Origin of the sequence: Nostoc sp., assembly GCF_036919815.1 — a bacterium.
Taxonomy (GTDB): domain Bacteria; phylum Cyanobacteriota; class Cyanobacteriia; order Cyanobacteriales; family Nostocaceae; genus Nostoc.
The window spans coordinates 72,326-92,928 of record NZ_JBALCE010000010.1 but is presented as its reverse complement, the minus strand read 5'-3'; the positions used below and the strand labels follow the sequence as shown (position 1 = coordinate 92,928).

At 41.0% G+C, this 20,603-nt stretch carries 20 protein-coding genes and 2 pseudogenes; 8 read left to right on the top strand and 14 right to left on the bottom strand.

Translation table 11 applies throughout. The features are described 5' to 3' along the window. Positions 1 to 275: 275 nt before the first annotated feature. The 6 genes from V7K15_RS03210 to crtW form a co-directional block, all read right to left on the bottom strand. On the bottom strand, positions 276 to 1,079 hold the full coding sequence (locus V7K15_RS03210; protein ID WP_334902956.1) for a hypothetical protein: 804 nt from the start codon (positions 1,077 to 1,079) through the stop codon (positions 276 to 278). Positions 1,080 to 1,252: 173 nt separating this feature from the next. Then, positions 1,253 to 2,998 carry a GTPase HflX gene (hflX, locus tag V7K15_RS03205; protein ID WP_334902968.1) on the bottom strand — a complete coding sequence of 582 codons (1,746 nt, stop codon included), beginning with the start codon at positions 2,996 to 2,998 and terminating at the stop codon, positions 1,253 to 1,255. A gap of 75 nt (positions 2,999 to 3,073) precedes the next feature. After that, on the bottom strand, positions 3,074 to 3,295 hold the full coding sequence (locus tag V7K15_RS03200; protein WP_334902954.1) for a hypothetical protein: 222 nt from the start codon (positions 3,293 to 3,295) through the stop codon (positions 3,074 to 3,076). A gap of 138 nt (positions 3,296 to 3,433) precedes the next feature. Continuing rightward, positions 3,434 to 4,549: a TPR end-of-group domain-containing protein gene (locus V7K15_RS03195; RefSeq protein WP_334902952.1), complete on the bottom strand. Its 1,116-nt coding sequence runs from the start codon at positions 4,547 to 4,549 to the stop codon at positions 3,434 to 3,436. A 618-nt stretch (positions 4,550 to 5,167) separates the two neighbouring features. Continuing rightward, positions 5,168 to 6,148, bottom strand: a complete 981-nt coding sequence (gene cofG / locus V7K15_RS03190; RefSeq protein ID WP_334902950.1) for a 7,8-didemethyl-8-hydroxy-5-deazariboflavin synthase subunit CofG — start codon at positions 6,146 to 6,148, stop codon at positions 5,168 to 5,170. 201 nt (positions 6,149 to 6,349) lie between these two features. Further along, positions 6,350 to 7,111, bottom strand: a complete 762-nt coding sequence (crtW, locus tag V7K15_RS03185) for a beta-carotene ketolase CrtW (protein ID WP_334902949.1) — start codon at positions 7,109 to 7,111, stop codon at positions 6,350 to 6,352. Positions 7,112 to 7,860: 749 nt separating this feature from the next. Between crtW and V7K15_RS03180 the strand changes: the two genes are divergently transcribed. Continuing rightward, positions 7,861 to 8,679 (top strand): SDR family NAD(P)-dependent oxidoreductase, encoded by an 819-nt coding sequence (locus V7K15_RS03180; RefSeq protein ID WP_334902947.1) that lies wholly within the window; start codon positions 7,861 to 7,863, stop codon positions 8,677 to 8,679. 62 nt (positions 8,680 to 8,741) lie between these two features. Here the strand turns inward: V7K15_RS03180 and V7K15_RS03175 are convergent, their stop codons facing one another. From V7K15_RS03175 to V7K15_RS03155, 5 genes are all read right to left on the bottom strand, one after another. Continuing rightward, the gene (locus V7K15_RS03175; RefSeq protein WP_334902945.1) at positions 8,742 to 9,188 is read right to left on the bottom strand and encodes an SRPBCC family protein; all 447 of its coding nucleotides are present in this window, start codon (positions 9,186 to 9,188) and stop codon (positions 8,742 to 8,744) included. Between the two features lie 19 nt (positions 9,189 to 9,207). Further along, positions 9,208 to 9,396 carry a CPXCG motif-containing cysteine-rich protein gene (locus V7K15_RS03170; RefSeq protein ID WP_334902967.1) on the bottom strand — a complete coding sequence of 63 codons (189 nt, stop codon included), beginning with the start codon at positions 9,394 to 9,396 and terminating at the stop codon, positions 9,208 to 9,210. A gap of 110 nt (positions 9,397 to 9,506) precedes the next feature. Further along, positions 9,507 to 11,162: a B12-binding domain-containing radical SAM protein gene (locus V7K15_RS03165; protein ID WP_334902943.1), complete on the bottom strand. Its 1,656-nt coding sequence runs from the start codon at positions 11,160 to 11,162 to the stop codon at positions 9,507 to 9,509. A 21-nt stretch (positions 11,163 to 11,183) separates the two neighbouring features. Then, positions 11,184 to 11,438, bottom strand: a complete 255-nt coding sequence (locus V7K15_RS03160; RefSeq protein WP_334902941.1) for a SemiSWEET transporter — start codon at positions 11,436 to 11,438, stop codon at positions 11,184 to 11,186. Positions 11,439 to 11,629: 191 nt separating this feature from the next. Beyond that, positions 11,630 to 11,854, bottom strand: a complete 225-nt coding sequence (locus V7K15_RS03155; RefSeq protein ID WP_334902939.1) for a hypothetical protein — start codon at positions 11,852 to 11,854, stop codon at positions 11,630 to 11,632. Between the two features lie 135 nt (positions 11,855 to 11,989). Here V7K15_RS03155 and V7K15_RS03150 point away from each other — a divergent pair. After that, positions 11,990 to 12,229 (top strand): annotated as a pseudogene (locus V7K15_RS03150) (transposase); the annotation flags it as partial. Here V7K15_RS03150 and V7K15_RS03145 read toward each other — a convergent pair. Then, positions 12,213 to 12,773 carry a DUF4334 domain-containing protein gene (locus V7K15_RS03145; RefSeq protein WP_334902937.1) on the bottom strand — a complete coding sequence of 187 codons (561 nt, stop codon included), beginning with the start codon at positions 12,771 to 12,773 and terminating at the stop codon, positions 12,213 to 12,215. The pseudogene V7K15_RS03150 and the gene V7K15_RS03145 overlap by 17 nt on opposite strands. A gap of 640 nt (positions 12,774 to 13,413) precedes the next feature. On the opposite strand from V7K15_RS03145, the gene V7K15_RS03140 reads away from it, so the two are divergent. Then, positions 13,414 to 15,234 (top strand): tetratricopeptide repeat protein, encoded by a 1,821-nt coding sequence (locus V7K15_RS03140; RefSeq protein WP_334902965.1) that lies wholly within the window; start codon positions 13,414 to 13,416, stop codon positions 15,232 to 15,234. 181 nt (positions 15,235 to 15,415) lie between these two features. Here the strand turns inward: V7K15_RS03140 and V7K15_RS03135 are convergent, their stop codons facing one another. Then, positions 15,416 to 16,618, bottom strand: a complete 1,203-nt coding sequence (locus V7K15_RS03135; RefSeq protein WP_334902935.1) for an FAD-dependent oxidoreductase — start codon at positions 16,616 to 16,618, stop codon at positions 15,416 to 15,418. Between the two features lie 131 nt (positions 16,619 to 16,749). Between V7K15_RS03135 and V7K15_RS03130 the strand changes: the two genes are divergently transcribed. From V7K15_RS03130 to V7K15_RS03115, 4 genes are all read left to right on the top strand, one after another. Beyond that, positions 16,750 to 17,457: a pentapeptide repeat-containing protein gene (locus V7K15_RS03130; RefSeq protein ID WP_334902933.1), complete on the top strand. Its 708-nt coding sequence runs from the start codon at positions 16,750 to 16,752 to the stop codon at positions 17,455 to 17,457. 427 nt (positions 17,458 to 17,884) lie between these two features. After that, positions 17,885 to 19,360, top strand: coding sequence for a pentapeptide repeat-containing protein (locus V7K15_RS03125; RefSeq protein ID WP_334902931.1), 1,476 nt, complete (start codon positions 17,885 to 17,887; stop codon positions 19,358 to 19,360). 345 nt (positions 19,361 to 19,705) lie between these two features. Continuing rightward, positions 19,706 to 19,945 carry a hypothetical protein gene (locus V7K15_RS03120; RefSeq protein WP_334902929.1) on the top strand — a complete coding sequence of 80 codons (240 nt, stop codon included), beginning with the start codon at positions 19,706 to 19,708 and terminating at the stop codon, positions 19,943 to 19,945. Next, complete coding sequence (locus V7K15_RS03115) at positions 19,942 to 20,208, top strand: type II toxin-antitoxin system RelE family toxin (protein WP_334902928.1); 267 nt, start codon at positions 19,942 to 19,944, stop codon at positions 20,206 to 20,208. Before V7K15_RS03120 ends, V7K15_RS03115 begins: the two co-directional genes overlap by 4 nt. Before the next feature lie 17 nt (positions 20,209 to 20,225). On the opposite strand, the pseudogene V7K15_RS03110 reads toward V7K15_RS03115, so the two are convergent. After that, positions 20,226 to 20,354 (bottom strand): annotated as a pseudogene (locus tag V7K15_RS03110) (S26 family signal peptidase); the annotation flags it as partial. 105 nt (positions 20,355 to 20,459) lie between these two features. Between V7K15_RS03110 and V7K15_RS03105 the strand changes: the two are divergent. Continuing rightward, positions 20,460 to 20,594, top strand: coding sequence for a helix-turn-helix domain-containing protein (locus tag V7K15_RS03105; protein WP_334902926.1), 135 nt, complete (start codon positions 20,460 to 20,462; stop codon positions 20,592 to 20,594). Positions 20,595 to 20,603 lie beyond the last annotated feature (9 nt).

Here is a 20,603-nt window from a genome sequence, read left to right as displayed (position 1 = left end):
ACGACGTGTCATGATAACACTCCTCACTCTTCTGAATTTTCCATCAGCCACTAATTCTAAAATAGATTGATGCCTATTTGATGACACACCCTAGACTCTTGACTAAGAGATGACATTTAAACCAAGCTTCTAAATAAATGATTTATTATAGTTTAAATATGTATAATAAGCAAATTTTATATAATTAAGGGAGACATACCTAATGCTAATAGAGAATATATGAGCTAAACGTGTATTCTCTTAAAGTGTGCATCTAGTGTCTCCCAACGCAGTTTCTACGAGACTGCCGAAACTGGCATTAAAGGCTTTTTCTTTGCTACTCTCAGCGCACCCACAGCAAATAGTCCAAGGGCAGCTACTGCACCAGGCTCAGGTACCTTTTTCGGTGGTGGTGGTGGGGGAGCGTAGTAAAGGGCTTGTCCTTTAAGTTTGCTACTTCCTTCACGATTGCTTCCAGAACCGACGCTCATTAAGCGCACTCCAAAGTTTTGCTCAGAAAACTGAGCTAAAGTTAGAGCTTTTGAATTGTGCGATAGGGTAAAGGTTGTCGATTGAATGTCGCCTTTTCCTTTACTTATACCTTCTTGACCAATTTCTACCCCAGCATCAAAGAAGTTCTTGTCTTTGCCGTCGCCGTTCAGATTGTTACTACTGCTACCAACCGAGTCAACTGTTCCAGCAAGGCCAAATTTGCTAGTTGTTACATCTGTACCTACTATTTGGAGACCACTCAGGAGTGAGTCGTCGAAAATATTGAAGAAAACACCGCGTAGATCAGCAATTTTGTTGCTGCCAGTGGATAAATAATCTACTTTAAACTGAACTTTGCCAGACCCTGCTATTGCGTCATCCAAGGTAAACTTTACCTGAGTATCCGCACCTGTGAAGTCATTGATAGTGAAATTCATTGAAGCGGCGTTAGCAGGGGCAAAAGCTGAAGATGATATCACAACGGCAGTAGCAGCCAAAAAGGCTGGTATCGCTGAAGTGGAAAATAGATGTTTCATGTTAATCAATATTTGCAATACAAAATGGTAAAACTCAATTGCAGATGATTGGATTTGCTGCTTGCTAGCCATCTAAAATCAGATACACCTAGTCAAAAGCTTTCTACTACTCTAGACATGGAATTATGAGTTGTCTATGATACAAACCTTATGTTTAAGAAGACTTTATTTTAGGCTTTATATAAGAAAAGACCCAGCATTAATGCTGGGTTCTTGTATAATTAAAAATTATTTAATTTCAGTATTTACCCGCAGTCAACGGCATATTGAATCAGCTGGGCAAGGCGCTGACGTAGGGTTTCTAATCCCAAGCGCTGACTTGCAGAAATAAACACTGCTAAGGGAAATTCTTCCCTAGCTAAAGCCAGTGTCTCACTATCGGCTTGATCAATCTTGTTAAAAATAACCAGCGCCGGACCAGGAGTTATTGGCATTTGCGCCAGGATTTCTCTAACAGAGCGAATATGACGCAACCAAGCAGGGTGAGACAAATCCACCAAATGTAGTAGGGCATCGGCTTCTGTGACTTCCTCCAAGGTGGCGCGGAAGGCATCCATTAATGATGCAGGCAGTTCGTGTATAAACCCTACCGTATCTGTGATCAGAATTTCCTGATGTTCATCTGTTTGGCCATGAGGAATCACCAGTCGGCGCGTGGTGGGATCGAGAGTCGCAAATAGCTGGTCGGCTGTATAAACTTCTGCATTAGTAAGAGCATTCAGCAAAGTAGACTTCCCAGCGTTGGTATATCCAACCAAAGCCACTGAGGGAACTTCCCGATGCTGCCGTCGTTGCCGTAACCGCGAACGATGCGCTTGCAACTGGTTCACTTCTTTTTGCAGTCGGGAAATGCGCTGCCCAATAGCACGTCGTTCTGTTTCCAGTTTGGTTTCACCAGGTCCACGAGTCCCAATACCACCACCCAATCGGGACATGGTGCGACCTCTACCAGCCAGCCGCGGTTGCATGTATTCTAACTGTGCTAGTTCTACTTGCAACTTACCGGCACGGGACTGAGCGCGTTGAGCAAAGATATCCAAAATAACTTCGGTGCGGTCAACCACCCGAATACCAATTTGCATTTCTAAGTTGCGGACTTGGGAGGGTGAGAGGTCGCGGTCAAAGACAACGAGATTGATTCCTAGTGTTTGGGCAGTTAGGGCAATTTCTTGCACCTTACCTTCGCCAACTACTGTCTGGGGATGAATGCGCGATCGCTTTTGTTGTATTGTCTGTAATACATCTCCCCCGGCGGTATCAACTAAACGTGCCAATTCCACTAAGGTATCTTTGAATTGTAGGGGAGTAATCTCACTGGTCATCAGCCCCACAATTAGCACGCGATCGTGGTCAGCATCTACTTCCTGGGCGATAAATTCGCGCTGGAATTCTGCTTCCAGATTTTCTACCAAGTCTACTAAATCTTGCTCTGCCAAATCATCCAAATCCATAGGTGGCGATATATTCCAACTTGGGGTTTGAATTTGGCTCTCTTCTACTTTGAAGGCAGCAGGACTAGTAATCAGGGTGCGAGACTCTTGGGGTATCAGATGAGCTAGATAAGCTTCTTTGACATACCCAGTCGCACCGCCTCCCCGCCGTGTAAATCCCGTTCCGGTAATGTTTAGGACAACTAGGGCATCTAAGCGTTGCAGTGCCATAGCCGTGAGCGCCGATTCATTGGGCGGTTCTGGCTTCAGATGGGTGGCAATACAACGAATACCACTGAGTCGTTCTGCACCGTAACGGGGTAATTCCAGGGGTGGAATTTGCGTTTGACGCGGTGTGCCTACGCCGACGCGAATCACTTGTCCGCGACGGTTGATGTAGGCGCACACAGGCTGATTGACTTCTGTGCTAATTGCTGCCAGACGCTGGGAAAAGTCAGGCGTGGTGATGCGATCGCCTGGTATGCGCTGGTGATACAGCCGCTGTAGTTGCTTCAGCTGGCTGGACTTCAGACCTTGGAGATTTCCAAAAATAGTTTCTATAGGCGTTTTTGACCAGTTAAATGGCCCCCCGAATCCTTATATGTATATTTTACAATAGGGTTTAAACTGCCATGTCTATCTTTTGAGGGATGCGTCATAAAGTCCTTCGTCTTCTGGTGCGTAGCCGTTCAAAAAAGCGTCATGGTTGCGGGTGCTTTTGGGTTCTTCTGCTTTTTGTTGGATGGTGATTACCCAGCGTCCTGTAGTTATATTTTCCAGTATTGATTCTGGGAGATTCAATTTATCCCCTGGTTTTAGTTCAATTTCATAAGTCAGAGTAGTCAATTCATTTTGCATAATTGTTGGTTAGGATTTTCATAATGTTATTGTAATTATATTTAGGGGCGATCGCTTTTAATTTTATTTAATATTTTCAGTGAAAGTGGGAAGGCGAGCACTAAATTAATCGCTACATTATTTTAGTCTTTATAGTGGTTATTGAATTAAAGCTTGAAAGCGCTCATCTTCCCGAATACCATCAAAATCTGAGTCAGTTTTTGCCATCTCTCGATATTCATCAGGATTCAGATTAATTGCTTGTTGTAGATTTTCTAGTGCCTGCTCAATATTACCTTTAAGTGCATAATAGCAAGCTTTGTTATACCAAGCTTGGTGGTAATCAGGTTTAAATTTCAGTGCTTGGTCGTAGGATGCAATCGCTTCTTCATTGCGTCCTAAATTGCCTAGCGGAATGGCCCGATTGTTCCAAGCTTCGTGTAAATCAGGTTTAAATTTCAGTGCTTGGTCGTAGGATGCGATCGCTTCTTCATTGCGTCCTAATTTGCCTAGCGCATTGCCTCGATTGCACCAAGCTTCGTGTAAATCAGGTTTAAATTTCAGTGCTTGGTCGTAGGATGCGATCGCTTCTTCATTGCGTCCTAATTTGCCTAGCGCAATGCCCCGATAGTTATCGACAATTACCGCCAGTTGAGTTTTACCCGTAGGTAAGTTCTTTTTTGCATCCAGCAGAAACTCATTTAACACCTCAATTAAAGTGACTGTGTAAGGATCAATTCTTTGGGGAATCTTCTGGCGTAATTCAGGAACAGCTCTTAAATTTGCGGTCAACTTGGCGAATTGAGCAAGTTGGGCTTCTACTTCCAAACTCTCAAACTCTATGGGAGTCTGCGCCAAATCTTTTAAATCTTCCCAACGACTTTTTAACCAGTTGAGTATAGAGTCAGGACTGGCAATTTCTTTTAAATCTTTGAGCAAACGGCGGGTACAGGCGAGGAGTATATCTGTATATTGGGCATCTTCTGAATCTATATCCTCTTCATCAGCCGCAAAATACACAACAGAAAATTGCCGATTTTCTAAATATTTCTTTAACTTGAGTAATTCTGTAGACTTCCCCGCACCCCGATGACCAGAATACAATTGGCAAGTATTTGTATCTGCCAATCGCATCCGATTACCCAACTCTTGCTCAATATCCGCATCTCCGCGCACATCCTGACAATCTACATATTTTGGATCACCTGCGGGTAAGGGGTCAAAGGGGTTAAAGGCATTGTAGAGGTTTGCGAGTAAGTCATCATTATTAAGCATAGGTAAAAAATATAGCAATGATGCTGATAATAATCGAGATTATAGAGTATTGAGGTGGATGAACGGAGTTAAAATACTCGTTAACGGAGTTCAGAGGTGGATGAACGGAGTTAAAATACTCGTTAATGGAGTTCAGAGGTGGATGAACGGAGCTAATATACTCGTTAACGGAGTTCAGAGGTGGATGAACGGAGCTAATATACTCGTTAATGGAGTTCAGAGGTGGATGAACGGAGCTAATCTACTCGTTAACGGAGTTCAGAGGTGGATGAACGGAGCTAATATACTCGTTAGCAAAACTACTATAGGGGTTCTCAATTGCATGGCAAGACGATTCGGTTAAGATTATTTGATGAAAATAATATGATCCCAAAGACGCGATAAATCGCAGTCAGGACGAAGGACTGATTATTGTAAAGACGGCGATTTATCGCGTCTCTTGCCTTAACCGAACAGTATTGAATTATATGGAATACAGACCTAACCCCCAGCCCCAACCCTTGTAGCGTTGGGGAGTAAGATTCAAAGCCTCTCTCCTTTTAGGAGAGAGGTCAAAACTGTACTGCACCCAAGCGAGAACCGCTATATTCAAATAGGAAAATCTCTACTTCCCTGTTCTTACAAAAGAGAAACTGGTGTTAAAATTTTTCGCCACTGTCTCACTGCTGTTTGCAACTCCCTCGACAACCAGCTATCAAATTGCGGATAAACTGGCGATCGCGGCACCAATTCCCACCCCGCAGGTTGTAAAATTTCTCTTAATGCCTGTTCCTGAACATGAGGATAATCAGGATTCACTTCATCTTTTGGCCCAATTCCGCCCAAATCTCGCGCCCCAGCTTCGATACAAGCGAGTAACCATCGGTCATCTTTAACTAAATTCGGCGGAATTTGAATCGTAATATCTGGCGGTAAAATCTGACGCGCCTTAAAAATGACTTCTGGTAACTGATGAGGGTCAAAAGGTGGCGCATCAAAAGTTTGCTGATGTCCTGGACTATGAGGTTGCAGGATAACTTCTTGAATATGATGGTAACGTTGGTGCAACTTAGATATCGCTTCCAATGTTTCCCACCAATCATCTACAGTTTCCCCAATTCCTAACAGTAACCCAGTTGTAAACGGAATCTTTAACTCTCCCGCCCATTGCAATTGTTGTAAACGGACTTCTGGTAATTTACTTGGTGCGTGCCGATGTACACTATTTAACAATGTTGGCGTTAACTGTTCCAACATCAGCCCCATCGAAACATTTACACCCTTGAGCTTTTGCATTTCCTCAAAACTTAATGGCCCCGCATTTGTGTGCGGTAAAAACCCCATTGAAAGCGCTAATTCACATAAATCATAAATCCGCCCAAACCACGCCTGACGCCTTGTTGAATCGGGATGCACTTCACCACTGAGTATGAGGATTTCACAGATTTTTTCGCTTTGAAGTCGTTTGAAAATACTGTCTGCATCTGAAAGACTCATCCAGGGACTTTTACCTGGTTCACTGCGAAAGTTGCAATAACTACAACGATTAAAGCACTCGTAAGTCGGAACGATTGTATAAGCAGGGCTATAGGTGACAAGACGAGAATTATTAATTGGCATCAGCAGGATAATCTAAAAGAATGTCTTGCTTAAACTATATATATTACCGTATGACGATTGTTTTCATGATATAGCCTTTCTTAATAAGAATGAGGTACAGCTTAATCTCCCCTCTCCGAACTCACGGAGAGGGGCTGGGGGTGAGGTTTTGATCTGATGTACTTCATCCACCTGGGAACGGCTATATTAGATCAACAAAAACTATTTTGCTTTGTAAATTTCTGGTAACTGCCACCAACTAATATGAGGATATTCGTGATGTTCTTCATGGTAGCCGAAATGATAGCAGGTGATAAATGACCACCAAATTGGACGGCTTATCGTTTGGGAACAATGAGGCTGAATATAACCTCCTAGAGGTTCACTATGAGGCAGAAAAGTACCAAAATAAAATAATTGCAATGAACTTAAAAGCGAAGGAATCACCCAAAAGTATGTTAGATTATCACTGGGTATATGAACGATGTGATTACCAAAGTTATAAATAATGCTTAGGGCAATTATTTGTCCCCAACTCCAATAACCCTTCATAAAATGAAAATACCAAGCTAAGAAGTTTTTGTATTTACCATTATGAAAATCTGGGTCTGTTTGACTTGCTGGATTGTGGTGATGCAACCCATGTTTTTTCAATAATTTTTTATAGGGTAAAAGACCATAAAAAGATAGGGTTAATGTCCCAATAAGATGATTAATCTTGGTGTTCTGGGGAAACACTACCCCATGCATGGCATCATGAGATGTAATAAATAATCCCGTATATAAAAATGTTTGCCAAAGTATAACAGGCGATAACATCCAAAATTTTAAGTTGGAGATATCAATAGATAGTAATAAACTCAGGCTTATCACCCATACGCTAACAATGATAATAGCAATCAAAAGTCCCTTAAACTGAGATTTACTTTTGACTACCGGGATCAGTTTTGTTTGATGACTTGGTGGTTGTTCTAATTGAATCACGCTTTTACTCCGCCTAGTATTCAGATGAAAATTCCTAAAATTTAGTCACCACAAAACTTACTAACCGCCAGCCAGAAAACTCTTTTAGTGGTCAGTGTTTCGCATTGGACAGTGCCAATACTTCAAAATGTTTATAATTATTAAGATACTTTAACTATTATTACACATACAAGCCAATACCAAAAAATCTTTTCGGTTGAGAGTTTTGATATATACGTGATGATACTGTTAAACTTGGTAATTATAAAAGCTAATATTTTTTGTATATACTTACTAAACAGCCGAAGCTGGCGAAAAGGATGGTAATATAATTAGCGGCAAGAGTCGGGTATGAAGTTGACTAATTTCTGCATTACGCTGTAATCATTGAGATATCAAACTAGGTAAGCGACAAAACTAACCATAGTTAAACATTAGTGACAAGTTTGAACTGAGGAGTAAACCCCAACTCTAAAGGATTACAATCTTTATGGTTATATCAGTTGCTAAAGTCCCATTGTCGATTTTCCTGAACAATTAAATTATACTCTTCATCATGTCTAACCAATAAATTAGAGCTATCTATCTATCTATCTGTAGTACTAAAGTGTAAATAAGTCTAAAGGATGAGATTTAGATTGTCAAGAAATACTTTGAAATTAACGAAATAGTATTTCAGATGTCAAAAAAATCTAACGAAAGTTAGAAGGTTTTCTGAGTGTTATTGTTCAAACTAAGAAAGATCAAATAATATTTTTCAAGTTTATAGTATGGCTCCTACGGTACTGATTACGGGTGCTTCTGAAGGTATTGGTAAAGCAACAGCTCTTTTATTTTCTCGGCAAGGATATGACCTTGTAATTGCAGCTCGTCACACTGACCGCTTGGAAGCTGTAGCGCAGGAAGTGCAAAGCTTTGGTCGTACAGCACCATTGACTGTTACCTGCGATGTCACTGATGCATCTCAGGTACAGACTTTGGTGCAAAAGGCATTGGAGCATTATGGTTATATCGATGTGTTGATAAACAATGCAGGCATCTTCGCATCGGGGCCAGTAGAGCAGTTTTCTCTGAGTGATTGGCATCAAATTATAGACACTAATTTATGGGGATATATCCACACAATTAATGTCCTTCTGCCTCATTTCCTCCAGAGAGGAAGTGGAAGCATTATTAATGTAAGTTCCATCGGCGGTAAGGTGCCTACTCCTTATTTGGTTCCCTATTGTACTAGTAAGTTTGGCGTGACAGGTTTAACAGAAGCGCTACAAGCAGAATTACAACCAAAAGGGATTCATGTTTGTGGCATTTATCCAAATTTGATTAATAGTAGTTTGATGGAACGAGCAGTTTTTCGAGGTAAGGATGAGCAAGAGGTTCAAAGTCGGCGCGAACAACTCGAAAATGTGTTCAAAAATCCGATAGTGGAGAAGCCTGAAGATGTGGCAAATGCTATCTGGGATGCAGTCAAGAATAAGAAGTCGGAAGTAATGGTTGGTTCGGCGAATTTCTCCCAGGCTTTATATCGATTGTTTCCTGGTTTGATAAAGTGGGTTTCCCGACAAGCTTTGAAGAATCAGGATAATTAATTTTTGCCAGATAAGTTAAAGGGTTGGAACCGGTTACTAAAACTTAATCATTCGGGAAACGTTCAAGACTCGCACTCGCGTTTAGTCACATAATGACGATAGCGAAACATTGCTTCTAGTTGCACTTGCACTAACCAACCACTGGCAAATTCTACTGTTCCTCCGCCAGGCATAGAGAATGAGATAGCATCAGTCAGCCTAGTTTTGCCATCTTCCGGTTCAAATTCATGTCGATGTACCCAAAATTCAAAAGGGCCAGATATCTGTTCGTCGGTAAACAGGCGATTTTTTTCGCATTCAGTATGACGCGCTAACCAAGTTAAGGGTAATGGGCCGAGAAACAGGCGAAATTCTGTGATAGCCCCGACGTTCAGCACCCCCTCACGACGAACCACTTGAATTGGCTGCCAAGGTGGATTCAGCACTTGCAAAATATCTGGCCTTTCGTGAAATTTCCAAACTACTTCTGGTGGGGCATTAATTATTGAGGAATGTTTAAAGTACAGCATGGAAGGAAAAACCTAAAATTCAACTTTCGCATTCGGTATCAATCTCGATATCTAGGGTATCTTCATTAACCCGCACATACAAAATATTTGGGTTACAACAAACTTGACAATCTTCAATGTAAGATTGCTGTCCTCCAGCACTCAAATCAATAAAAGTTAAGTTCGGTTCGCCGCAATAGGCGCAGTAATACTCAGCTGTGTTTTGCATGAAGTTTTCAGCTATGAATTCAATGATATTGGGCATGGGGCATGGGGCATTGGGCATTGGTTATTTATTTCTCCCTTATCCTCCCCTACTCTTGTGTCCCCACTCCCCTATTACCGAGTCCCTCCCAGTAATGGCTGTAGTTCCTTGGGGGATGGATTGATATAACTTTTAGCATCAGCCAAATGCTTTAGTAGTGTAGACTGTGGCAGAGGCCCTTGCAAGTGGCTCCAAGGTAATATTTGCTCTGTTGACCACTCGGCGTGGACGTAGTAATCTAAGTCGGGGATTTGCCCTTTGAGTTGTTTGAAAGCCCGTTTGTAGCTACCCAAGGAGTCGCCAAAGTTACGAGTAAGTTGCAGAAGTTGGGAGAGCCTACGATCGCCTCTTGATAACAAAGCTTGTATAATTGACCAATTATAGCTTTCTGGGCGAAATTCTATCCCCTGTGGTTTTAACTGTTTTTGTAAAAATTGCAACCGCTTTTCGGCTTGACGATTTACCCCAAACCATTGAAATGGCGTATGTGCTTTGGGTACAAAGGTGCTGCATCCGTATGTTAAGCGCAATCCCGGTGCAGCTTTTTTGATATTACGCATCATCGCCACGGTTTGCTCTAAATCCTCTGCTTCCTCACCGGGAATTCCCGCCATCCCGTAGAGTTTCAAGCTTTTTAATCCGCCAGCTTTGGCATTTACCGCCGCTTGGATGATTTCGTCGTTATGCAGCTTTTTGTTAATGATTTGGCGGATTTTCTCGGAACCACTTTCTACAGCAATTGTAAGCGATCGCGTGTCTCGTTTCGTCAAAGTTTCAGCTAACTTGACTGTTACGGTATTGGTTCGCACTGAGGCAATACTGAGACGAATATCATCATACTTTGGCTGACTAATATAATCTAGCAAAGTCTCAAACTCTGGATGCTGAGTTACAGAAGCCCCCAATAATCCTAGCCGATTTGTAACTTCTAAACCTCTGGCGATCGCTGGAATTAATGAATCTTCTAGACTGGCTGTTCTAAAAGGCAGTGTGAGATAACTCGCCAAACAAAAGCGGCACATTTCTGGACAACTTCTCACCACTTCCACCATGTAAATATTTTCCCATGCGGCTTTTTCGGTGACTACAGTCGAGGCTGATAGAGTATTTCCCCGATAAGTCTGCTTTTGCACGACTGCGGGAATTTCGGGAGAGATTGGTTTAATTGACTTTACTGCACCATCTATTGTGTGATATTCGACTTCATATAAACTGGGTACATAAATTCCTGGGACTTGTGCAAGTCTTTTTAGTTGAGTTTGTCTTGAGGCATTTCTTACTTCTTTGTACGCCTCAATGAAATTTCCCAGCAGGTTTTCGCCATCTCCCAGTAAAATTACATCAAAAAAAGCTGCAAAAGGTTCGGGATTCGCTGTGAGAACTGGTCCACCACCAAAAATTATTGGATGAGAATTATCACGATAAGTTGCCAGAATGGGAATTTCTAAAGATTCCAGCAAATTTAAAATATTCACATAATCCAGTTCCCAGGAAATCGAAAATCCCACAATTTCTGGGTTTCTGGGGAGTTGTTCATGAGTATCGGTAAACAGGCGACTCATTTGCACATCATCACGCATTGCCAAGGTTGCCCAAACTACCTGATAGCCGAGGCTAGTAATACCTACGCTATATTCATTGGGAAAGGCAAAAATCAGGGGGATAGCCTTTGTGTCTGGGGTAGCGGGGGTGAAAAGGAGGCGTTCAGAGGTAAATACAGATGATGTCACAGGTGTTTTTTAGGGGCAAGTTTATCTATATCTAATTTTAAGCCATAGAATAATCAAGTTAAAAATAAATGTCACGCCGTTCGCAAGAATAATCGGTAAGGATTGTAAATATATTCCATAAATTAACCACAAAAAAACACCAGTTATGAATGTAATCAGCATCACCAAAGAAACATCTTTTGCTGATTTTGTTTGCCACGTTTTAAACATCTGTGGCAAAAAAGATATTGTGGTTAGTGTAGCAGCAGCTAATCCGAGAATTGTTATAAAATCCATTTATACAAACCTATAAAGTAAATTATTTTTGGTTAAAAATTTAAAAGCTGATTTTTATAATACTGTTTAATGCCTTCGATTTTAGATTGTAACGTCAGGGAGAAAATGGAGAAAACAAAAAGGGAAAATTTTAACTATTTCCCCTTCTCATTTAAGTCTTATCCTAATCATTAAAGAATATGTGATTGACACTAGCGAAACCGATTAATTAATTCTTCACGGGACAACTGCAATAGTAAAGGCGTAAACTCTTCTGGTGGTAACGCTAATAAAGGTTCAATAATTTCTTGAAGCTCATTATTTATTTCACCAAAGCGAACTTTGAGTAAGTTTTCCACCACCAAGCGTTCTCCCTGCTGAATTCCTTGTTGTTTAGCTTGTTCTCGGTCTTGTTGATAAAGTGGTGTTAATCGCATAAGTAATTCCCTATCTTCCTCGTCTTGATTTTGAGTGACTTGTAAGTTTTCTTGCAAGTTTTACAGCAATTCTAACGCTGCTTTTGAACTAGACACAAAATCAAAAACTGAAGGGTATGATTTTGCGATTAAATCAAAATGTTCTTGAGAAAACGTTCTCTGATAGAAACAGTTAATGACAAATTAAAAAATATTTCCCAAATTCAACACACTCGTCACCGCAGCGTTTGTAATTTCATACTTAATGTTATCGCTGGTTTAATTGGGGATAAAAGTAACCAAGACACATTTTGCCGCCATGCCTCTTCTGAAAATATTACTCAGATAAGGTTTGACAAAAAACGAAGAATTAAAAGACCTAAGAACGTCGATTGAGGACAAAAAAGAAAGGTTGAGGTGAGTTTTTATAATCCATAATTCCTAACACAGTATTGTCATCTACTTTTCTAAAAGAGTCATTAATAGGTAAATAATCATAGATCATCGTGGCACTAATTTTTCCTCGATATTCCATGCTTCGGAGTCTGGCTTGACTTTTCTCTGTTTTCAGTAAGGAATTAGTCAGCATCAGCCAGGGTTTTAAATAATTATTTTTGGGAATCGGAAACTTCAAAACCCAGTTCATCATAGTAGCATTGGGCGCTACCTTAAAAATTTTTTCCTGACTATCTAAAAATAACAAAGGGTGAACATTCTCAGGATCAACAAATTCCTTCCCATACCAATTAGATATTTCTAATAAGCCATCCATAGGGTGATCTGTATGAAGTCCAGAGCCTTGCCAACGACCGAGCATAAAGTCTAAATTCACTGGTTCAAGAGCGTCAAACAACTGTAAAGCTATTTCTGTCGTAGTTTTACCAATTAAAAGAATTGACTGGTAGAGTTCTAATGTTTGCATTTTTTCTGTTACTGTCATTATCAATTAGATTCATCTGAAGTTTTATTATTACATTTACCTTGCCTAAATAGGCGCAAATTGTCTTTTAGGCATTTTAGGTACGATTAGTTCCGAGCGTAAATCACCCCGTACCATTATTCTGCAAGAGCTTTAGCTTTCAATACGCTTGGGTTAATGCTAAAACTCTTTGTCAAAGTCAATTTTTTAAACGTAGATGCGTACTGCTGCAGAGGACAAGCTACGCGGAGCGTCTCGTAGAGAAGCGGCTTCCCGCAGGGTATCGCAAATAACGCAAAGGAAGAGAAGGAAGAAATGCTTAACTGAACTGTATTGCTTTAGCTTTTAGGCGAATTATCTACCCCCCGTCAACGGTTAGGGATTTCCAAGAAATAAATTATCCAAATAAACGTAGACGCGGAGCGGCTTGCCGCAGGCTACCACAGAGACACAGAGAACACTGAGAGAAGAAATAGAGAGAATTTTTGTGTCAGTTTTGGGATATTTTTTTATTTGCAAGTCTCTTACTAATTTTTTGGCAATACTTTTCAAAGATCCTCTTAACAAGAGGCATAATATTAGCTGGAACTATTTTCAAAACATATCGTTAAGAATCCCGTTGCCTGAAAGCTAGGGAATGTCGAAATCCAAAAAAAATTATATGAATCCTGAAGATTTCTTAAAACAAGGATTAAATCACAATTTGCAAGGGGATTATCAAGGTGCGTTCGCAGCTTACACTCAAGCAATCAAGCTCAATCCTAACTATGCTGAAGCTTACCATAATCGAGGGATTATTCTCAGTGGTCAACTCAAAGATTATCGCAGTGCGATCGCAGATTTTAATCGCGCTATAGAAATTAATCCCAATTTTGCCACAGCTTACTGTCACCGAGGTAATGCACGTTACTTTTTAGCCGATTATGAAGGAGCGATCGCTGATCATAATCAAGCATTACAAATAGATCCCAATTTAGCCCAATCTTACCACAGCCGGGGTAATGCTTACTTTGCTTTAGAAGACTACGACAAAGCGATCGCTGACTATATCCAAACAATAGAAATTAGTACCCAATTAGCTGATAATATCAATATTGATATTGCCAATGCTTATCATAATCGGGGTGTGGCTCGTTTTGAACACGGTGATCATCAAGGAGCAATTGCAGATTTACAACAAGCTTTACAATGGCATCCCAATTTTGCCGCAGCTTACAGCAATCGGGGTAATATTCATCATATCTTAGGAAATTATCACGAAGCGATCGCTGACCATAACCAGGCATTACAATTAGATCCTAATTTAGCAGAGGCTTATCATAACCGAGGTAATGCTCACTACGCTTTAGCAGAATATCAAAGTGCGATCGCTTCTTACAACCGCGCCCTAGAAATAAATCCCTGCTTTGCCGGAGCATACTATAATCGGGGTCTGGTTCTTGCTCACCTCAAAAACTATCAAGGAGCAATTGAGGATTTTAACCAAGCGCTAAAGTTCAATCCTGATGATGTACAAGCTTATTGTGAGCGGGGTCTTATTCGGAGTATTCTTGATGATTATCAGGGTGCGATCGCAGATTATGATCAAGCGTTACAACAAAATCCGACTCTAGCTTTAGTATACGGCTTTCGGGCAAATGCTCGGCGGCGATTGGGAGACTATCAAGGTGCAATTGAAGATAGTAATCGCCTATTACAACTCAATCCTAATTTAGCAGAAGGATATTGCGATCGCGCGGCGGCTCGTCGTTCTTTAGGAGATCATAAAGCAGCGATTAAAGATTATGATCGGGCATTAAAGATTAATCATAACTTAGCCGCAGCTTATTATGGTCGGGGTATTGCTCGTGAAGCCCTGCAAGATTTACAGGGAGCAATTGATGATAATACCCAAGCAATAGAACTTGTTCCTGATTTTTCCCAAGCGTACTGCAATCGCGGAAATGCTCGTCGTCTTTTAGGAGATGAACACGCAGCGATCGCAGATTATAATCAAGCATTAGAAATTAATCCTGATTTAATTGAAGCATATTACAACCGAGGTTCTACCCGCTATGCTTTAGAAGAATATGAAAGTGCGATCGCAGATTATACCCAAGCTTTACAAATAAATCCCCAATCTGCTGCATTTTACAGCGATCGCGCCAATGCTCGCTATGCCCTAGAAGATTATCAAGGGGCAATAGAAGATTACAGTCGGGCGATCGCGATCGACCCCAGCTTTGCTGAAGACTGGTACAATCGGGGTCGTAGCCGTTCATTATTAAAAGACTTACAAGGAGCGCTAAAAGACTTAAACCAAGCCTTAGAGCGTCAGCCTAATTGGGCTTCAGCTTACATCCTTCGGGCAGATGTCTACCAAAATTTGGGAGACAATCAAAGAGCAATTGCCGATTTCCAGAAATCCGCAGACTTGTATTACCAAGAAGGAAATATCCAATATTATCAACAAATTATTGAGTTAATTGAACAGCTTCAATGAAGACATTCGGCATTGCTTATTCTTTCTCCCCCTACTCCCCAATTCCTAGAACACCAATTCAGTAATCCTGGAAGAACCTCTCCCCCAACCCCTCTCCGAGGCGGAGAGGGGAGTTTGGCTCCCCCAACGCTAGTAGGGAAGGGGGCTGGGGGGTTAGGTTTTTGATTACAGAATCGATGCCCTACTCCCTTATTTCTTCAAAGCGAAAGCGTTTCATGAAACTGCGGTCAATCCAATCTTTGTAATGCCACAAGAGTTTGTGAGGGGGTAAAGTGATGATACCTCTTATTGCGATCGCTCGTTCGTCTCCTGTACCAATTAAACTCAAATATTGTTTCTGTGGTTTATAAGGTTTGAGCGACTTACCTAATAAAATTCGCTGCAAATTCTCAAATAAAGGTTTACCTTGCCTAACAGCAAACACCCCAGCTTTCGGACGCGGATAATTTACCATTGTGGCAATATCACCAGATGCAAATATCTGCGGGTGCGTTTGAGATTGCAATGTGTCCTCTACCAAAATAAAACCTTGCTCATCAGTTCCTAGTCCAGCGATTTTTAACCATTCGGGTGCTGAAGCTTGTGTTACCAAAAAAATTTTATTACACTCTACTGTCAAACCAGATTCACATTTAATCTTAAATATTTCTTTAGTTTCCTGGTGGTTTTTAGGTACGATATTACACACAGTTTCCCCCAGATGGAGCTTAATATCTCGCTCAATTAAAATTTGCTGAAGTTGATGCCGCGCTGATTGATGGTAATTGGGCATCAGTTCTTGTCCATGCCCGAATAAATGAATTTCCAGATTTTGAATTGGTTGTTGAGTTTGACGTAAAATCTGATGTAAATGAGATTGCATCGATAGCGCCAATTCTACACCGCCAGCACCACCGCCTGCGATCGCAATCCTAATTAATTCTTGAGGATTTTTACCTACAGCTTCAATTAGTTGATCCCAATGTTCCAAGAGCTGCGATACTGGTTTAACTGCGATCGCATATTCTGCCGCACCTGATACAGACACTCTGGCCGGAGTGCTGCCAATATCAATAGACAGCAAATCAAAATCTACCGCAAGTCCGTTGGCACAAAGAACTTTGTTGTTTTCCAAGTCTAGGGCAACTACTCTGTCAATATACAACTGTGCTTGAGCAAAGTTCGCTAAAGTTCGCAAGTCAATATGACATTCATCGTGAGTGTAAAATCCGGCAATGTGTCCTGGTAACATCCCAGAGTAGGCTGTCTGGGATGCTGCGGTAATCAATGTCAAACGGACTCCCGGTAACGGCTTCATTCCAAACATTCTCAGGGCAATCGCATGGCTATGACCGCCACCAATCAGCACTAGGTCTTTAACTTTAGGCTGTAAGTTTTGCTGCATTAAAGTACTTAATAGCAATTCTATTTGAGTTGTGATATTTTTGATGTTCGCGTAGCGGCGACTGTAGGAGAAGACTGTCCCCCAAGTTTTTGAATTTGGAATTTTGAATTGTTATTGATGCTTCTCATGCCATGAAAAATATTTCACCGACAAACAACAGTCAATTATCAAAAATATGTCTTAGGATATATGCTTTCCAGGAAAAAGTTAATCAAATTCAGCAGTCGCCAAAACAACGTTTAAGAATAGCAAGTGAACTGCTAGGAAATAAGACAATAGAAACCAGTCTAGCTGTAATTAATGATTTAGAGCAAATTGCCCATAATCATCCACAATACCACTGGATAATCATAGACATTCTGACTACTTTTGTCCGAGAAAATGCTCTTTATACGCCCCAAGAGGAAGTAACGAGCAACCTCAGAGCAAAAGTTCGTGTAGATATTCAAGCAGCCCTGACTGTTATCGCCAGAAGAGATGCAAACAAAGACCCAGAAAATGAGCAACTTGATTTGAGCCACACGGACATGAGAGGAGCAAACTTAAATGGGGCGAACCTAGAACAGACAAATCTCTATCAAGTTAATCTTGCTGGGGCTAACCTCAGAGAAGCTAATCTAGCGGGGGCAATACTTAGTGCAGCTAATCTACAAGGAGCTAACTTATATCTAGCCAACCTAGAAGGAGCAATCCTCAGTGCAGCTAACCTTTCTGGAGCTAACCTTTCTGGAGCTAACCTGCATCGTGCAAGTTTATATCTAGCTGGGTTGCATGGGGCAATTCTCAATGATGCCATACTCGATGGGGCAAACTTCAGAGAAACCAAATTCTCTGAGTAAAACACTAGTACCGCTTGGCGTAATTCGTAATGACGCTCTCTACGAGAGGCTACGCCAACGCGGACTCGCTAACGCTACGCTAACGTAATTCGTAATTACGTTTTAGCAAGGGTTTCAGACATTACAAATGGGTGGCTTATTTACGCCGTACTGTACTAGTACCTCAAGGCGGAATTCAAAAGTAAAAATTCAAACAGGTTACAGTGTAAGCGTTTCATGGTTACTGAGCTTGCCGTTGGCGCAGCCTAAGAAGAGAAGTATTATTTTGGAATGGGTGGTTTATTTTTGTCGTAGCGTACAAGTATATTCGATGTTATTCCTTAGTTTAATGAGTGTCTTGACACCTATGATAATTTTCTGCTAAATGCTATACTATTTTTCCCCAACATCTAAGTAATAATTCTAGGTTGTAAGGAAAATCTTTACCATGTCTTCTAAAAAGACAGATGCTCTGTTGAATTGGTTGATAACTATAACAGTTATATTTGGCTTGTCATTGACTGTAATTTTCTTCGCCTTGTCTAGTATTAAAGAGTTGTCAATCCCGGAAAAAATCCAGTATAGAAACCAAGCATTAACAACTACTGCAATAGTTTTTTTAGCATTGGCAGCAATGTTTAATACTTATTATGCAGCAAAGCGTGCCGAAGCAATGCAAAAAAATGCGATCGCAGCTGAGAAAAACCTCGAAATTGGTATTCAAAATACAAAACTCAATCAAGACAGATTGATTGCAGAGCGCTTTATGGGGGCAATTGCCCAGCTTGGTCATGAAAAGGTTGAAACCAGGACAGGCGCAATTTATGCATTAGAAAGAGTTGCTCAAGATTTTCCCCAAGAACACTGGACAATCATGGAAATTCTCACTGCCTTTGTGCGAGAGAATGCACCTATCCAGCACGTCAAAGGAGAGCAACAAAAGGCGGAATACTCACCAGCAGTTTACTCAAGTAGACGTAGAACTGGGTCGCCTCCGACACAGCAGTTGGAGCAAAACCTCCATGAAGAATTGCCAAAAATACGTACCGATATTCAAGCAGCCCTAACTATCATCGGCAGGCGTAATTTACTCGAAGACCCAAAAGAGCAGAAACTTGATTTACGCAATACCGACATTAGAGGAGCTGACCTGCTGAAAGCTAACCTGCAACAAGCAGACCTACGTGGGGCTGACCTGAGTGGGGCTAACCTGCGTGAAGCAGATTTGAGTGAGGCTGACCTTAATGGCGCGAAACTCGTTAAGTCTATTCTCTATGAAACCAAATTACTAAAAGCTAGTTTATGTGGAGCTAACCTCTGTTGGGCTAATCTCAACCGCGCCAATCTTTGTGGGGCAAACCTGCGTTCCGCCAACCTCTCTGGAGCAAGTCTGCGTGTAGCTAATCTGCAAGGAGCGAACCTCTATAAAGCTAACTTGCAACAAGCGACCTTGAAACTCGCCAACCTCTCTGGGGCAAAGCTGTTTTTAGCTAACTTGCAAGGAGCAAAACTGGGTAAAGCTAATCTACACATGGCGGGTTTGATTGGTGCCAACCTCTCAGGGGCTAACTTGAATGGAGCTAATCTTTCTAGGGCTAACTTGAATGCAGCCAAACTCCACCAAACAGAAGTCTATTTTGCCAACCTCTCAGAAGCCAGCTTAACGGAAGCTGACCTGTATCAAGCAAACCTCATCGGCGCAAACTTGTATAGGGCAACCTTTTATCAAGCTAACCTGACTCAGGCAAACCTGATGGGAGCTAACTTTTCCGAAGCTAATCTTAGTGATGTCAAACTGGAAGGGACAATTTTGACCGGAGCTAAAAACTTAGAGTTGGAGCAGATTAGAGAAGCACTTGGCGATCGCACTACTCGCCTACCTGATTATATCGAAGCACCGACAGATTGGCGGCAGTCTGGTTAAGTTATCTCCGCATCATTAGTTATTTGGGCGTATTCTACCGTTTTCACTTAATGCTATAGTTTTTACTAAAAGTCTCCGTAAATATTCTGGAGATGAGTAAGACTAAAGCTATGTTTGATAACAACACAGACACACTTAAAGGTTGCTTAATAATTATAGCTGTTATATTTATCGTCTTTTTTATTGCTGAACGCAAATACCGCCGTCTGGTCGTCAGGCATTCCAGCCTCGTTTAGTGTCTTTCTCAGCTTGCTATAAATGGGGATAATTGATAATGGTAAGATGTCTTTAGGCGAAACTAGAGACAGTGGCAGAAAAAGTCAAACCACGCTCGGATGATTAAAAATGAAATCAGCATACGAACGCAAACAATTAATTAAAGATATCAACGTACTGCTAAACCAAGCTTATGACAGTACTCTAGATGAGATTTACGCATTACTTCAAAAAATCGAAGAGGAAGAGGAAGAGGAAGATTTAAAAGCCTATGATCTGGCAAAAAAATCCGCTGAGATTCACGGTTCAGTGTCATGGGAGGAAGCTAAAAAAGAACTTAAACTAGAAATAAAAAAGAAAGTTGCGTGAGTTATAAAGTTGAAATATTAAAGGGGGCATTAAAACAACTCAAAAAATTCTCGCCAGAACTTCAAGAACGCATACAAGTTAAAATTGATGATTTAGCCACAGAACCTCGTCCAAACGGGGTAAAAAAGCTAAAATGTAAAGAAAATGCTTATAGGATTAGAGTAGGTGAGTATCGAGTTATATACGATATTTTCGATGCTATTCTAGTGGTGAATGTTGTGGAACTTGGACATCGTAACAAGGTTTACAAGGATGAAAGTTAGTATTAATTAATTTCTAATTAATTCTTGATAATTTTAGTTACTTTGCCGATGATATTTTTCTTTGAAACAGTCCCCCAGCAGCGAGCATCATAGCTACCCATACGGTTATCACCCAAGACTAGGTAAGATTCAGGTGGGATTGTCTGATCGTTGAACCTTTGAACTAATACAGACAAAATATTCCCTAAGTAGGAGAGACAAAATAGGACACCTGTCCTATGCTAATTATCCTATGGGGATAAAATATAGAAATGTCTGTAACAAAGCGGCTGGAAATTTTAGATTTAATTCGGGAGCTTCGGCAGGAACTCAATCTTTCTCAGAAACAGTTTGCCGCTAAAGTAGGAGTTTCCTTCAAAAGAGTCAACCGTTGGGAAAATGGGTGAAACCGGGAA

Bases quoted from the DNA above. Each gene is read 5' to 3' on its own strand.
- V7K15_RS03210 (WP_334902956.1), bottom strand. From the start codon at position 1,079: ATGGCTAGCAAGCAGCAAATCCAATCATCTGCAATTGAGTTTTACCAT.
- V7K15_RS03200 (WP_334902954.1), bottom strand. From the start codon at position 3,295: ATGCAAAATGAATTGACTACTCTGACTTATGAAATTGAACTAAAACCA.
- V7K15_RS03195 (WP_334902952.1), bottom strand. From the start codon at position 4,549: ATGCTTAATAATGATGACTTACTCGCAAACCTCTACAATGCCTTTAAC.
- cofG (WP_334902950.1), bottom strand. From the start codon at position 6,148: ATGCCAATTAATAATTCTCGTCTTGTCACCTATAGCCCTGCTTATACA.
- V7K15_RS03180 (WP_334902947.1), top strand. From the start codon at position 7,861: ATGGCTCCTACGGTACTGATTACGGGTGCTTCTGAAGGTATTGGTAAA.
- V7K15_RS03175 (WP_334902945.1), bottom strand. From the start codon at position 9,188: ATGCTGTACTTTAAACATTCCTCAATAATTAATGCCCCACCAGAAGTA.
- V7K15_RS03170 (WP_334902967.1), bottom strand. From the start codon at position 9,396: ATGCAAAACACAGCTGAGTATTACTGCGCCTATTGCGGCGAACCGAAC.
- V7K15_RS03160 (WP_334902941.1), bottom strand. From the start codon at position 11,438: ATGGATTTTATAACAATTCTCGGATTAGCTGCTGCTACACTAACCACA.
- V7K15_RS03155 (WP_334902939.1), bottom strand. From the start codon at position 11,854: ATGCGATTAACACCACTTTATCAACAAGACCGAGAACAAGCTAAACAA.
- V7K15_RS03145 (WP_334902937.1), bottom strand. From the start codon at position 12,773: ATGACAGTAACAGAAAAAATGCAAACATTAGAACTCTACCAGTCAATT.
- V7K15_RS03140 (WP_334902965.1), top strand. From the start codon at position 13,414: ATGAATCCTGAAGATTTCTTAAAACAAGGATTAAATCACAATTTGCAA.
- V7K15_RS03135 (WP_334902935.1), bottom strand. From the start codon at position 16,618: ATGCAGCAAAACTTACAGCCTAAAGTTAAAGACCTAGTGCTGATTGGT.
- V7K15_RS03130 (WP_334902933.1), top strand. From the start codon at position 16,750: ATGAAAAATATTTCACCGACAAACAACAGTCAATTATCAAAAATATGT.
- V7K15_RS03125 (WP_334902931.1), top strand. From the start codon at position 17,885: ATGTCTTCTAAAAAGACAGATGCTCTGTTGAATTGGTTGATAACTATA.
- V7K15_RS03120 (WP_334902929.1), top strand. From the start codon at position 19,706: ATGAAATCAGCATACGAACGCAAACAATTAATTAAAGATATCAACGTA.
- V7K15_RS03105 (WP_334902926.1), top strand. From the start codon at position 20,460: ATGTCTGTAACAAAGCGGCTGGAAATTTTAGATTTAATTCGGGAGCTT.